Origin of the sequence: Povalibacter uvarum (assembly GCF_014202975.1) — a bacterium.
Taxonomy (GTDB): domain Bacteria; phylum Pseudomonadota; class Gammaproteobacteria; order Steroidobacterales; family Steroidobacteraceae; genus Steroidobacter; species Steroidobacter uvarum.
Genome location: NZ_JACHHZ010000001.1, coordinates 304,084 through 317,903 on the forward strand (window position 1 = coordinate 304,084; position 13,820 = coordinate 317,903).

13 protein-coding genes are annotated in these 13,820 nt (G+C 63.0%); 4 read left to right on the forward strand and 9 right to left on the reverse strand.

Annotated elements, in window-relative coordinates:
• Window positions 1-73: 73 nt before the first annotated feature.
• The 3 genes from HNQ60_RS01215 (at window position 74) to HNQ60_RS01225 (ending at window position 5,371) form a co-directional block, all read left to right on the forward strand.
• Window positions 74-967: a hypothetical protein gene (locus HNQ60_RS01215; protein WP_184329198.1), complete on the forward strand. Its 894-nt coding sequence runs from the start codon at window positions 74-76 to the stop codon at window positions 965-967.
• Between the two features lie 111 nt (window positions 968-1,078).
• Window positions 1,079-2,710 carry a 3-(methylthio)propionyl-CoA ligase gene (locus HNQ60_RS01220; RefSeq protein WP_184329199.1) on the forward strand — a complete coding sequence of 544 codons (1,632 nt, stop codon included), beginning with the start codon at window positions 1,079-1,081 and terminating at the stop codon, window positions 2,708-2,710.
• 138 nt (window positions 2,711-2,848) lie between these two features.
• Complete coding sequence (locus tag HNQ60_RS01225; protein ID WP_184329200.1) at window positions 2,849-5,371, forward strand: glycogen/starch/alpha-glucan phosphorylase; 2,523 nt, start codon at window positions 2,849-2,851, stop codon at window positions 5,369-5,371.
• Window positions 5,372-5,413: 42 nt separating this feature from the next.
• Here the strand turns inward: HNQ60_RS01225 and HNQ60_RS01230 are convergent, their stop codons facing one another.
• Together HNQ60_RS01230 and HNQ60_RS01235 are read right to left on the reverse strand one after the other, a co-directional pair.
• Window positions 5,414-5,842 carry an MAPEG family protein gene (locus HNQ60_RS01230; RefSeq protein ID WP_184329201.1) on the reverse strand — a complete coding sequence of 143 codons (429 nt, stop codon included), beginning with the start codon at window positions 5,840-5,842 and terminating at the stop codon, window positions 5,414-5,416.
• Between the two features lie 121 nt (window positions 5,843-5,963).
• Window positions 5,964-7,523 (reverse strand): fumarate hydratase, encoded by a 1,560-nt coding sequence (locus HNQ60_RS01235; RefSeq protein WP_184329202.1) that lies wholly within the window; start codon window positions 7,521-7,523, stop codon window positions 5,964-5,966.
• 189 nt (window positions 7,524-7,712) lie between these two features.
• Between HNQ60_RS01235 and HNQ60_RS01240 the strand changes: the two genes are divergently transcribed.
• On the forward strand, window positions 7,713-8,315 hold the full coding sequence (locus HNQ60_RS01240) for a GNAT family N-acetyltransferase (protein WP_184329203.1): 603 nt from the start codon (window positions 7,713-7,715) through the stop codon (window positions 8,313-8,315).
• Between the two features lie 128 nt (window positions 8,316-8,443).
• Here the strand turns inward: HNQ60_RS01240 and HNQ60_RS01245 are convergent, their stop codons facing one another.
• From HNQ60_RS01245 to HNQ60_RS01275, 7 genes are read right to left on the reverse strand one after another with little or no spacing between them, the layout of a single operon-like run.
• Complete coding sequence (locus HNQ60_RS01245; protein ID WP_184329204.1) at window positions 8,444-8,878, reverse strand: DUF1841 family protein; 435 nt, start codon at window positions 8,876-8,878, stop codon at window positions 8,444-8,446.
• A 21-nt stretch (window positions 8,879-8,899) separates the two neighbouring features.
• The gene (gene nth, locus HNQ60_RS01250) at window positions 8,900-9,613 is read right to left on the reverse strand and encodes an endonuclease III (protein ID WP_184329205.1); all 714 of its coding nucleotides are present in this window, start codon (window positions 9,611-9,613) and stop codon (window positions 8,900-8,902) included.
• On the reverse strand, window positions 9,591-10,199 hold the full coding sequence (locus HNQ60_RS01255) for an Rnf-Nqr domain containing protein (protein ID WP_184329206.1): 609 nt from the start codon (window positions 10,197-10,199) through the stop codon (window positions 9,591-9,593). Before HNQ60_RS01255 ends, nth begins: the two co-directional genes overlap by 23 nt.
• Complete coding sequence (gene rsxG / locus HNQ60_RS01260; RefSeq protein ID WP_184329207.1) at window positions 10,196-10,840, reverse strand: electron transport complex subunit RsxG; 645 nt, start codon at window positions 10,838-10,840, stop codon at window positions 10,196-10,198. The genes HNQ60_RS01255 and rsxG overlap by 4 nt, the downstream gene beginning before the upstream one ends.
• Window positions 10,824-11,852 carry an electron transport complex subunit RsxD gene (gene rsxD, locus HNQ60_RS01265; protein WP_184329208.1) on the reverse strand — a complete coding sequence of 343 codons (1,029 nt, stop codon included), beginning with the start codon at window positions 11,850-11,852 and terminating at the stop codon, window positions 10,824-10,826. The genes rsxG and rsxD overlap by 17 nt, the downstream gene beginning before the upstream one ends.
• Window positions 11,849-13,303, reverse strand: a complete 1,455-nt coding sequence (gene rsxC / locus HNQ60_RS01270) for an electron transport complex subunit RsxC (RefSeq protein WP_184329209.1) — start codon at window positions 13,301-13,303, stop codon at window positions 11,849-11,851. The genes rsxD and rsxC overlap by 4 nt, the downstream gene beginning before the upstream one ends.
• The gene (locus tag HNQ60_RS01275; protein WP_184329210.1) at window positions 13,300-13,818 is read right to left on the reverse strand and encodes an RnfABCDGE type electron transport complex subunit B; all 519 of its coding nucleotides are present in this window, start codon (window positions 13,816-13,818) and stop codon (window positions 13,300-13,302) included. The genes rsxC and HNQ60_RS01275 overlap by 4 nt, the downstream gene beginning before the upstream one ends.
• Window positions 13,819-13,820 lie beyond the last annotated feature (2 nt).

Consider the following 13,820-nt stretch of genomic DNA (forward strand, 5'->3'; position numbering starts at 1 on the left):
GGCTTACAGTCGGCGCTGCGGTTCGGGATATGTAATTGAACATATTCAAAGCGCGCAGCAGCGAGGAGACTGCATGGACCTCTCGGAGACCATCATCGCGGCAATGATCGGTGCGCTGGCCACCGTGGGGACGGCGCTGTTCCAGTTGCTGACTGCTTTCAAGCAGAAGGGCCGCATCGACATCAAGCCGAAACGCGGTCTCACCGCGCGTTCCATTTTTTCCGTTATTGCGCTGATGATTGCTTCAGCGGGCGGCGGCTTCCTCTATTCCCAGTTCCTGCAACAACGGGCGGGTGAAGACATTCGTGCGATGCGCCAGGAACTGCGCGAGCTTCGCGATCTGACGGCATCGCGTGTGCTGGATGGCCGGCCTCTGAACCAATCAGTGCAGCAGCTGGCTGATGTCGCGCACTCCGAACCCCCGAAGGTCGAATCGGCACAGCCTGCCGTTCCGGTCAGTCTCGAGCCGGAAGCGGGTGTTGCTGAATCGATCGCCTACGTGCCCGCCTGCCGCGCCGGCGATGCGACAACGTCAGAGGGGGCAGGGGTCCAGTGCGAGGAGGCAGATGCGCAGCGCATTGCGCTTTGCGGCACGGTTCCGGCTCATGCCAACGTCGCGGGCGTGCAGCTGTTTGCGCAACCCGACGCTGTGCAGCATCCCTGGGACCAGCACGTTGCGGCGCTCGAAGCCGATATCGGCGGCGCACGCTTCACGGGTCGGACGTTCGAGTACGCGCAGGGCCAGAACGCCAAGGCCGTCTGCGTGAACTTCATGCAGTGGAGCAGTCAGCATCCGCATATCGCGCGAATCGTTGTCCAGTACTCGTTTGACGAGGATCCTGTACCGCCTGCACCGATGCCCGTCGTCAGCCATCCCGTCATGACGCAGGCTTCGGGAAGTGACGGCGGCATCCAGGCCGCATCGCCGGGAGCGCCGTTCGGCGGGCCGGCTACCGCTCTGCGCTGAGCAGCGTCCGTCTTCGTCGACGAGTGTCAAACTCGTGCTTCCGGCTTTTCCGCGGCGGCAGAAGGATGATTAAATCCCCGTACTACTACAGAACGACCGACGGGGGATCTCATGTTCGGACAGATGATGGACCGGCCGCTGCTGATCAGTTCAGTCATGCGGCACGCGGAGCTTCAGCATCCCAATCGTGAGATCGTCTCCGTTACGGGTGATCAGGCGAGGCATCGATACACCTTTCGGGACGCATTCGCGCGCGTGCGCAAGCTGGCCAATGCCCTGGCTCGAATGGGTGCGAAGCCGGGTGACCGCATCGGCACGCTCGCGTGGAACGACTATCGGCATCTCGAAACCTACTACGCCGTTTCGTGCTCGGGCTTCGTCTGTCACACGTTGAACCCGCGGCTGTTCGAAGACCAGCTCATCTACATCGCCAATCACGCCGAGGATCGCTGGCTCTTCATCGATCCGATGTTCGTTCCGCTCGTGGAGAAGCTCCAGCCTTCGCTCAAGACGATCGAGGGCTACATCATCCTCACCGATGATGCGCACATGCCTGAGACCAAGCTGCCGCGAGCTCGCAGCTACGAGTCATTGATCGCGGGCGAGTCCGACGTATTCGAATGGCCGGACTTCGATGAGCGCACCGCGAGCTCGCTTTGCTATACATCGGGCACCACGGGCGACCCGAAAGGGGTTCTCTACAGCCATCGCTCCACGATCCTGCATTGCTATGCAATGGCGCTGCCGGATGCGAGCGGTCTCTCGAGCAATGATGTCGTCATGCCCGTGGTGCCGATGTTTCACGTCAACGCGTGGGGCTTGCCGTACGCATGCGCGATGGTCGGCACGAAGATCGTATTCCCCGGCCCGAAGATGGGCGATCCCCCGACCTTGCAGGCCTTGATCGAAGAAGAGCAGGTGAACTTCGCTGCTGCCGTGCCCACTGTGTGGCAAGGCCTCGTTGCCTATCTGCAGAAGACTGGTAAGCGTGTCGATTCGCTGAAGCGCGTGCTCTGCGGCGGATCCGCGGTGCCGCTCGCGCTAGCGGATGCTCTGCGCGATCCGTACGGCGCGCACATCGTGCATGCGTGGGGTATGACGGAGACGAGCCCGCTCGGCACGGTGTGCACCTGGTCGCACGAGGCCAACAAACTGCCGGGCGATCGACGCGATGCGCTGCGCGCCAAGCAGGGTCGCTCGATTTTCGGAATAGAGCTCAAGATCGTCGACGACGACGGTAAGGAGCTCCCGCACGACGGCAAGTCTTTCGGCGCCTTGAAGGTTCGCGGCCCCTGGGTTGCGTCCGGTTACTACCGCCGCGACAGCGACGAGGTTTTCGACCAGGAAGGCTGGTTCAGCACCGGCGACGTCGCAACGATCTGCCCGCTCGGCTACATGCAGATCACCGATCGGACGAAAGACGTCATCAAATCGGGCGGCGAGTGGATCAGCTCGATCGACCTGGAAAACCTCGCCGTCTCGCATCCCGCGATCGCCCAGGCTGCCGCAATCGCGATCCCGCATCCGAAGTGGCAGGAACGCCCGATGCTCGTCGTCGTGCTGAAGCCAGGCGAGTCCCTCACCCGCGAGGATGTTCTGAACTTCTTCCTCGGCAAGGTCGCGAAGTGGTGGATTCCCGACGACGTCGTGTTCGTCGAGAAGCTGCCGCTGACGGCCACCGGCAAGCTCAGCAAGCTGCAGTTGAGGAAGCAGTTCGAGGGATATGTGTTGCCGGGGGCGTGATCTGCCCCCAAACAGCGCCGCCATCTCCACCACTACCCCACGATGGTGCGTCCAGACCTCTGACGCACCTGTTTTTCCCGCGCACGAATCTTGCACCTGAGGTTGCCGTCACAGACCGCAACCTCATCGGTGCCAAAGATGGCTACTCCGCTCGTCGCAGTCGAACACAGGACCGAACCCCAGGATGAACGCACTGCATTGACGAAGGAGGCGTTTCAACGCGACTTCTTCAACAATCTGTTCTACATCCTGGGCAAGTTTCCGACGCTCGCCACGAAGAACGACTACTACCAGGCGCTCGCGTTCGTCGTGCGCGATCGCATGCTGCAACGCTGGATCAGCACGGCAGCGGCCTATACGAAGCAGGGCTCGCGTACAGTCGCGTACTTCTCCGCCGAGTTCCTGATGGGGCCACATCTCGGCAACAATCTCGTGAATCTCGGGATCCACGACGAGGTGCGCAAGGCCGTCACCGAGCTGGGACTGGACTTCAACGAATTGCTGCTCGAAGAAGATGAACCCGGTCTCGGCAACGGCGGCCTCGGCCGGCTGGCGGCCTGTTTCATCGAATCACTCGCCACGCTGCAGATCCCTTCGCTCGGCTACGGCATTCGCTACGAGTTCGGCATCTTCCACCAGGAGATCGTCGACGGCTGGCAGACCGAGCGCACGGACAAGTGGCTGCGCTTCGGAAATCCCTGGGAGATCCCGCGACCCGAGTGGGCGGTGCATGTGAAGCTCGGTGGATACACCGAGCCGTATCGCGACGAGTTCTATCGCCATCGCGTCCGGTGGGTGCCGGACCGGCTCGTCGCGGCGGTGCCGTACGACACGCCGATCCTCGGCTACCACACGAATACAGCTAACACTTTGCGCCTATGGAAGGCCGAGGCGCCCGAATCGTTCGACTTCGCGGTTTTCAACCGCGGCGATTACTACGGCGCAGTGATGCAGAAGGTGTCGTCGGAGAATCTGAGCAAGGTGCTGTATCCGAACGACGAGCAGCTGCAGGGCAAGGAGCTGCGCCTGTCTCAGCAGTATTTCTTCGTCTCGGCGTCGCTGCAGGACATGTTCCGGATTCTCAAGATCCAGAAGATCCCGGTCGAACGGTTCCACGAGAAGTTTGCCGCGCAGTTGAACGACACTCATCCGGCCATCGCGGTGGCGGAGCTCATGCGGCTGCTCATCGACGAGAACGTCGTGCCATGGGAACAGGCCTGGGACATCACGCGCAGGACCTTTGCGTATACCAATCACACGTTGCTGCCGGAAGCGCTCGAATGCTGGCCTTTGCCGCTGTTCGCGAAGCTGCTGCCACGGCATCTCGAGATCATTTTCGAGATCAACGCGCGCTTCCTCGACGAGGTGCGCATCCGGTTCTACGGCGATGAAGAGCGCATTGCGCGCATGTCGCTGATCGATGAGCGGGGAGAGCGTTACGTCCGCATGGCTCATCTCGCCTGCGTGGGCAGTCACGCCATCAACGGCGTGGCGGAGCTGCATTCAGAGCTGCTCAAGCAGGATGTGCTCCGCGATTTCTACGAGCTCTGGCCGACGAGGTTTGGCAACAAGACCAACGGCGTCACGCCGCGGCGCTGGATGGCGCTCAGCAATCCGCGGCTGACGAAGCTCGTGTCCTCACATATCGGCGATGAGTGGATTACGGACCTCAGCCAGTTGCGCCGGCTCGAACCGCTCGCGGAGGATGCAGGGTTCAGGCAGCAGTGGCTCGACGTCAAACGCGCCTGCAAGTGCGATTTCGCCGCGGTGGCGCTGAAGAAGACCGGGATCACCATCGATCCGGATTCGCTGTTCGACGTGCAGGTGAAGCGCATCCACGAGTACAAGCGCCAGCATCTCAACATTCTTCATGTCGTCGCGCTCTATCACCGCCTGCGCTCGAATCCGAACGTCGACATCACGCCGAGAACGTTCATCTTCGGCGGCAAGGCGGCGCCCGGGTATCACATCGCGAAGCTGATCATCAAGCTCATCACGTCGGTGGGCGACGTGGTGAACCGCGATCCGGCCGTGCGCGACCGGCTCAAGGTCGTGTTCCTGCCGAACTTCAACGTGAAGAACGGCCAGCGCATCTATCCGGCCGCCGATCTTTCGGAGCAGGTGTCGACCGCGGGCAAGGAAGCCTCCGGAACGGGCAACATGAAGTTCTCGATGAACGGCGCGCTGACGATCGGCACGATGGACGGCGCCAACATCGAAATCCGGGAGGAGGTCGGCGCCGAGAACTTCTTCCTGTTCGGATTGACGACGCCGGAAGTCGGCGCGCTCAAGGCATCGGGCTACAACCCTGCGAACTACCTGGACGGCGAGCTGAAGGAAGTGGTGGAACTGATCCGCAGTGGTTTCTTCTCCCGAGGCGACGCCGAGCTGTTCCGCCCGCTGATCGACGGCCTGGTCCACCACGATCCATATCTCGTGTTCGCGGACTTCGACTCGTATTCGAAGGCGCAGCAGCAGGTTTCCGCTGCGTACCAGGACCGCGATCACTGGGCGCGGATGTCGATCCTCAACAGCGCCCGCTCAGGCAAGTTCTCGTCCGATCGCACGATCCGCGAGTATTGCGACGATATCTGGAAAGCGCCCGCTGTCCCCATTCGCTTGCTGACGCAGGAGGATGTGAAGGTGGGAGTGATGCAATAGGGTCCCGTCCGTCATTCTCCCCGTGGGGAGAATCCATCCGGATCAACCGCTCGTCAGCAACCTGACCGCAAAGATTCCCCACATCACATACAGCACGATCGTGCTGGCCACGAACAACTGGAAGCGTCGAATGACCTTGTTGTTCGTCAGATGGATCGCGGAGTGGCAGGCGCGCAGGAACACGTAGCCCCACGCGCACGCGAGCAGGAGCAACGTGGTCAGCTTCGTGATCGCCAGGAAGCCGCACAGCGCGTAGAACAGGACGGGCGTTTCGAACAGGTTGCGGAAGTTGTCCGCCGCGCGCGTGTCCTGAAATTTTTCAGCCGCCTGCGACGACAGCGCCACATGGTTTGGATGGATGCGATGCGTGCGCATCTCGTGAATGCGTGTCGACAGCATGCGCATCGCGACGAATCCGGTGAGGAACGCCAGGGCGATGGGCGGCAGCAGGATGGCAGTGTCGAGGGTCATGTTCCTTCCGGAAAAAATTCTCCACGGGGATTACGGGGGGATCTTGTTCTTCGAACCTTTCTTGCTCTTTCCCCGTGATCCCCGTGTACCCCGTGGAGAATCCTGTTTCTGTTCCTGGTCTCTATCCTTCCACTTTCACCGGAATCTTCCCGATCTTCTTCTGCCACTCCGCGGGTCCCGTCTCGTGTACTGACGTGCCTTTCGAGTCGACCGCAACAGTCACGGGCATGTCCTTCACGTCGAACTCGTAGATCGCTTCCATGCCGAGGTCCGCGAATGCAACGACGCGGCTCGACTTGATCGCCTTCGAAACGAGATAGGCAGCGCCGCCGACGGCCATCAGGTAGGCCCGCTGGTATTTCTTGATGACCTTGATCGCTTCCGGGCCGCGCTCGGACTTGCCGATCATGGCGATCAGGCCGGTCTTGCCGAGCATCAGTTCGGTGAACTTGTCCATGCGCGTTGCCGTCGTCGGCCCCGCCGGACCGACCGCTTCGTCCTTCACTGGATCGACCGGGCCGACGTAGTAGATCACGCGGTTCGTGAAGTCGAGTCCGGGAGGCAGCGGCTGGCCGCTGTCGATGAGTGTCTGCAGTCGCTTGTGAGCTGCATCGCGACCCGTGAGCATCTTGCCGTTCAGGAGCAGGCGCTGGCCGGGTGTCCAGGCGGCGACTTCCGCCGGCGTGAGCGTGTCGAGATTGACGCGCGTCGCGTCCGCCGATGCCTGGAACGTGAGTTTCGGCCATAGATCCAGATCGGGCGGATCGAGTTTCACCGGGCCGGAACCGTCGAGCACGAAGTGCGCATGGCGCGTCGCCGCGCAGTTGGGAATGACGGCGACAGGGAGCGACGCTGCGTGCGTAGGATACGTCTTGATCTTCACGTCGAGCACGGTGGTGAGGCCTCCGAGGCCCTGTGCGCCGATGCCGAGTGCGTTCACCTTGTCCATGATTTCCAGGCGCAGCGCTTCGAGCTTGTTGCGCGGGCCGCGTTCGCGAATCTCGTGGATGTCGATCGTCTCGAACAAGGACTCCTTGGCGAGGACCATGGCCTTCTCGGCGGTTCCGCCGATGCCGATGCCGAGCATGCCCGGCGGACACCACCCGGCACCCATCGTCGGCACCGTCTTCACGAGCCAGTCCACGATGGAGTCTGAAGGGTTCAACATCGTGAGCTTCGATTTGTTCTCTGATCCGCCGCCCTTGGCCGCGAGTGCGATTTCGACTTCATGGCCAGGCACGACTTCCATGTGAATCACGGCCGGTGTGTTGTCCTTCGTATTCTTGCGCTCGAAGTACGGATCATCGACGATCGATGCGCGCAGCATGTTGTCCGGATGGTTGTAGGCGCGACGCACGCCTTCGTTGATCATGTCGGTGAGGCTCATCGTCGCGTCCCAGCGCACGTTCATGCCGACCTTGACGAAGATCGTGACGATGCCGGTGTCCTGGCAGATGGGCCGGTGACCTTCGGCGCACATGCGCGAGTTCACCAGGATCTGCTTGATCGCGTCTTTCGCCGCGGGACTCTCTTCGAGCTCATAGGCTGTCGCCATGGCGCGAATGAAATCGGGGGAGTGGTAGTACGAGATGTATTGCAGGGCGTCGGCGACGCTCTGGATCACATCGTCCTGGCGGATCACGCCGCCCGAGGCGGCAGCAGGCTGGGGCTTGGCAGACATGGTTCTGATCGCGGAAATCGCAGAAAAACGGGCCCGGAATCTACCATCGCCGGCCCGGACGGGGGAAGGATGGCGGTCGCCTCTCCAGCACTGTGCTGGCTTTGCCCGTGCGCAAGTGCCTATTAATCCTGGCCTGCGGCACGGTTACCGTTACCCGCGCCGCCTGAATCGCCCTTCGCTGGAGTCTCCATGATCGAACCCCGCCCCATCGTCTTGGAATACCGTGGCATCCGCCTCGAGCCGCTGACGGAGGAGCACCTCCCGGGTATCGCCAAAGCAGCCTCGGACGGCGAGCTGTGGAAGCTGTGGTTTACGGCTGTACCGACCCCGGATGGTGTGAGGAAATGGTTCGAGTTCGCAATGGAAGGCCTGAAGGCCGGCCACATGCTGCCGTGGGCAGTGCGCGAACTTGCCAGCGGCGAGATCGTAGGCAGCACGCGCTATCACGACATCATTGCGCCGGTCGATCGCGTGGAGATCGGCTACACGTTTTATGCGCAGAGCCGCCAGCGCTCGAGCGTGAACACGACGTGCAAGCTGATGCTGATGATGCACGCCTTCGATACGCTCGGCTGCAAGGTCGTGGGCTGGAGAACGGACAACTTCAACTTCCGCTCCCAGCGCGCCATCGAGGCGCTCGGTGCGAAGAAGGACGGCGTGATCCGTCACAGCCAGGCACGCAAGGATGGGACCGTTCGCGACACCGTCATGTACAGCGTGCTCGCGAGCGAGTGGCCGGATGTGAAGCGGCATCTGGAGCTGCGGCTGGCGAGAAATGCGAGCCGCGAGTGAGGCGGTGCTGCGTGTCTGGAGGAAGGCTATGAGCGGTGAGCGGCGAGCTGCTAGCCAGAGGGGCGACGCTGGCTGCCAGCCTGCGCTACTCGGATTTCTGGCTCACAGCTCATAGCTCACCGCTTCCCTCATCTCAATCTTCGCACTCGTTCGAGGTAGCTCTGCTCATCCGGCGGCATGCCGCTGCGCTGTGCTTCCCACAACGTCTCGGCGAGGCAGTCGATCAGGCGGTGTTCGGCCTCATGGGGATCGCCCATGCGCTTCACCACGTCGTCGAATGCCTTGCGAATGCCGGGCGGTCGATCCGTTGCGAGTTGATCGCGGATGGCAAGGTGCAGGCCCATGTGGAGGAACGGATTCGACTGGCCGCCCTCGGGCGTGTAGTCGCGATCGATCACATCGTCGCGCGCCTCGAGTGCGGTCTGGTATTCGGGATGCAGGTCGATGACGTCGGCCACCTGCATCTCGAGCGGCTCCATCGGCAGGCCGGCGCGGCGTTTGCGCCAGGCATCGATGTAGACGGCTCGAAGCTGGTCGCGGGACTGAGTGTCGAAGAAGGGCATGGGTCGGATTCTAGAGTGTCGTCAGCGCTTCTTCGACCGCGTCTGCGATCGTGCCGCGATGCGAGCGCCGATCGGCGTGCTGGATGGCCTGGCCGGCGCCGCCGCCTTGGTCTTGTCCTTGAACTCGCACAGGTCCGCGATGAGGCATTCGGGGCAGCCGGGCTTGCGGGCGAGGCAGACGTAGCGGCCGTGAAGGATCAGCCAGTGGTGAGCGTCCTGCTTGAATTCGTCAGGGACTACCTTCAGCAGCTTGTCCTCGACGGCACGAACGTCCTTTCCTCGGGCAATGCCGGTGCGATTCGAGACGCGGAAGATGTGCGTGTCGACAGCGATCGTGGGATGGCCGAACGCAGTGTTCAGGATCACGTTGGCTGTCTTGCGTCCGACGCCCGGAAGCGCCTCGAGTGCTTCCCGCGATTCGGGGACTTCGCCGCCATGACGTTCGATGAGCAGCCGGCAGGTCGCGATGACGTTCCTCGCTTTCGTGTTGAACAGGCCGATCGTCTTGATATAGCGCGACAGACCTTCCACACCCAACGCCAGGATGGCTTGCGGCGTGTTCGCCTCGCGATAGAGCACTCGCGTCGCCGCGTTCACGCCTTTGTCCGTTGCCTGCGCGGACAGGATCACCGCGACGAGCAGTTCGAACGGGGTTCGATACTCGAGCTCCGTGGTCGGATGCGGGCGAGCGGCTTTCAGGCGCTTGAAGATCTCAGCGATTTTGATCGGGTTCATGCCGGTGACGATTCAGGAACCAGTTGCGGACTGCGAGCAGCAGGCCGAGCGCGATGAATGCGCCGGGCGGCAGCATGGCCAGCAGGAATCCCATGTCGGAAGGAAACAGTTGCACACGATCCATGCCTGTCCACTCGGCGGCATGCAGCAATGAGCCACGGCCGACGAACTCGCGCGCGGCGCCGAGAATCACGAGGACGAGCAGCACGGAGAAGCCACGGCGCGCGGCGTTGGTGAGTGCGATGCGTACGGATTGTCCGGGAGGCAGCGTCAGCAGTGCGAGATTCGCTACGAGCAGCGGCAGGAAGAACGCGAGCGTGTCGTAAAGACCATGCAATCCTGCATCGAGCCAGAGCGACATGCAGCCGATGACAGTCGCGAGCATGAGCATCCGCAACGCGTGCGTTATGCGCGATGGCAACGACGCAGGCAAAGCCGCCGTGAGCGCGACGAAAATCCACGAGAACAGCAGGGCGACACCGATGCCGAAAGCGCTCGCGAGCGTATCGCTCATCGCTACGGCGGGGCAGAGCGCTACGACGAGCCAGCGGGTTGACTGCAGTCCAGTCGGTGTCGCTTGGTTCATGGCGACGCTCCAGAGGAGGTCGCAAAGATCTGATCGCGTCTCGCTCCGTAGTACTCGAGAGCACGGCGTGTTGCCTTCACGATGGCTCGGGGCGTCAGTGTCGCGCCGGTGAAGCTGTCGAAGTCGCCGCCGTCCTTGCGAACGCTCCACCGCTGCTGAGGCGGATCGGCGAGCGAGCGGCCGCGGAAGTTCTCGATCCAGTCGCGGCGACGGTTCTCGAACTGATCGCCGAGGCCCGGTGTTTCCTGGTGGCGGACGACCTGCACGCCGATGAGCGAACCATCGTAGGCAATTGCAACCAGCAACCCGATGGGCCCGTGATAGCCATCGGGTGCGACGGTGTGCAGGATCGCAGCGACGGGTTCGCCATTGCGGCGTGCGCGGTAGATCGGCACCGGCTGGGGGATGCCGAGGATGTCCGGCGACACGACGTCGATCCGGTCGGTGAGCAGATCGTTGTCGTGCGACGAAGGAGCGACCAGCGCGTCGAGGCGCTGCTGAATCCATGCCTGTCGATTGCGCTCGATGCGGTCGTGCGTCGCCCCGGCCACCAGCGACAACACCGCCGCGAACGCGACGGCGCACGCGATCAGGATCGCTGCCGATGCGGGACGCGACAAGGAATCAGCGCGAGTGGCCATAGATGCGGGGCACGGTGAAGCGGTCGATCAACGGCGCCGAGAGGTTCATCAACAGCACAGCGAATGCGATGCCGTCAGGGTAACCACCCCAGCTGCGGATGACGTACGTGATCACGCCGATGCCGGCGCCGTAGATCAGCTTGCCGCGATCGCTGGTCGCTGAAGTGACTGGATCCGTCGCGATGAAGAATGCCCCGAGCATGCTTGCACCCGCGGTCAGGTGAAACATCGGTCCCGGATAACTGCCCGGATCGACGGCCGACATGATCGCGGCGGGAATCGTCAGCCCGGCGAGCATGGCGACGGGCGTATGCCAGCGGATGAGGCGTTGTGAAAGCAGCCATACACCGCCGGCAAGCAGTGCAACGTTGATCCAGTCCCAGCCTCGTCCTCCGAGCATGCCGAAGATCGGCTGGGCGGTCGCTTCCTGCAGCGTCTGGCCCATGGCCACACCGGTTCTGAGCGCGTTCAGCGGCGTCGGCGACGTGACTGCGTCCCATTGCAGCGAGGTCGGCAGCGAGCCCGTGAAGATCGTATGGAGCGTCTCAGGGAGGCTGAACGCAACGGTTTGCAGCCCGGAGATGTCCGGCGGCAACCAGCGCGTGAGCTGCGCCGGAAACGAAACCAGCAGTACGGCGTAGCCGACCATCGCGGGATTGAAGGGGTTCGAACCGAGTCCGCCGTAGAGATGCTTCGCCACGAGAATCGCGAAAGCGGTGCCGCTGACGATCAGCCACCAGGGAGCGAGCGGTGGCAGGCACAGTGCGATCAGTACGGCAGTGATCGCGGCGCTGCCGTCCATCAGGAACTTCTGCACCGGCTGGCCACGCAGGCGCAGTGCGAGGGACTCCGCTGCGACTGCGGCTGTGACTCCGAGCAGGATCTGGATCACCAGGCCGGGTCCGAAGAAGATGATGTGCAGACAGATCGCGGGCAGCAGGGCGTAGAGCACCTGTCGCATGACGCGACCGACCGTGTTCGCGGGAGCAACGGTGTGTGGCGCGGCGGTCATGGCGGCGATTTGCGCCCCGTGATTTCGCGTCGCTTCTGTTCCAGTCGCGCTCGTTGTTCATTTTCGATGCGCACGAGCCGTTCGCCTCGTGCCTCGTAACGTTGCCGCGACAGATGGGCCTCGCTGCGCGCCAGAAGCTCGGCCTGCACGGGTACCTTGGCTTCGCGGAAGCGTTGCGTGAGCGGGATCTGGCTCGGGCATACATAGTCGCAGCAGCCGCACTCTATGCAATCCATGAGTCCGAAGGACTCGAGCGCAGCGACATCGTGGGCTTGTGCCTGCCAGTGCAGTTGCTGCGGCAGCAGCCAGGCAGGGCAGACTTCGGAGCAGTTGCCGCAACGGATGCAGGGCATCTCAGCGCTGCGCGGGTGCAGGTCCGAGGGCGAGGGCACGATGACGCAGTTCGAGCCCTTCACGATCGGCAGCCGGTCGTCGCTGAACGCCAGGCCCATCATCGACCCGCCCATGATGAGGCGTCGGTCGTCGGTCGTGTAGCCGCCGCAGTCCGCAATCAGGCTGGCGATCGGCGTCCCGAGCCGCGTCTCCAGGTTCGCCGGCTCCCGCACGCCGCTGCCGGTGATCGTCACGATGCGGGTGATCAATGGCTCGCCATCGCGAATCCATCGCGCGACGGCGGCGGCAGTGCCCACGTTCTGACAGAGGATGCCGATGTCGGAAGGCAGCCGGCCGGCTGGAACCTCGCGGTCGGTGACGGCAAGGATCAATTGCCGCTCGCCGCCTGCGGGATAAACGTCCGGCAGAGTGGCGATGCGGATGTGCGGCTGAACCTGCGCCGCTGCCGCTCGCAGTGACGCAATGGCTTGCGGAACGTCATCTTCGACAGCAATCGTGCATGACACGGTTCCCAGCGCGTGCATGAGCACATGCGCCCCGAAGACAATATCCGCTGCCCGCTCGCGCATGAGCATGTCATCGCAGCTGATCCAGGGTTCGCATTCCGCGCCGTTCAGAAGCAGGTGCAGATCGGGCTGCGCAACCGCTTGCGAGAGTTTGCTGGCTGTCGGGAACGTCGCGCCTCCGAGTCCGACGATCCCGCCGCGTGCAATGTGATCACTGAGCTGCGCCGGCGACATCGACGCGTAGTCGACTGCTGTATTGGCGTTGTCGCGCCGGTCCGCGAAATCATTGCGAATCACAATGCAAGGCGACGACGCAGCGTGATACGCGACTGGCCGGGGTTCCACGGCGATGACGCTGCCGGAAACTGGCGAATGCACCCACGCACTGATGTCCGACGTGGGCTCGGCGATGGGTTGTCCCAGCAGTACCGCGTCGCCGACCTTCACGAGCGGTCGCGCCGCTGTGCCCGCGTGCTGATCCAGCGGAAGAATGACTTCGGCGGGCACGGACGCCGCACGAAGCGGCGCGGCTGTGGAACGCTCCTTGTTCGTTTCCAGGCGCAGGCCGCCGCCCGTCATTGCGCGGATCACGTCACTGCTCCGGTCATCGCCGCCTTCGGCCGCATCTCGATGCAATCGACGGGGCAGGGCGGGATGCACAGTTCGCAGCCGGTGCAGTCATCCGTGATGACGGTGTGCATGAACTTCGAACCGCCGATGATGGCATCCACCGGGCACGCCTGAATGCACTTGGTGCAGCCGATGCAGACGGCCTCATCGATCCAGGCGACCGCGGGTTGCGCCGGCATGACGCCGAATTTCGGATCGACGGCGATCGCCTCGCGTTTCAGCAACTCGGCGAGTTCGATCATCGTGCGTTCGCCGCCGGGTGGGCACTGGTTGATGCCGGCTTCTCCACGAGCGATCGCGGTCGCATACGGCTTGCAGCCTTCGAACGTGCAGCGGCGGCATTGGGTCTGCGGCAGAAGATCGTTGATGCGATCGATCAGTCGACTCTCGTTGCTCGCTGGTGATTCGCGCGGCCACAACAGGGCGACTGCCAGCAGCGAGACCAGGGCGAAAGTGAGAGCGAATGCGGCGAACATGC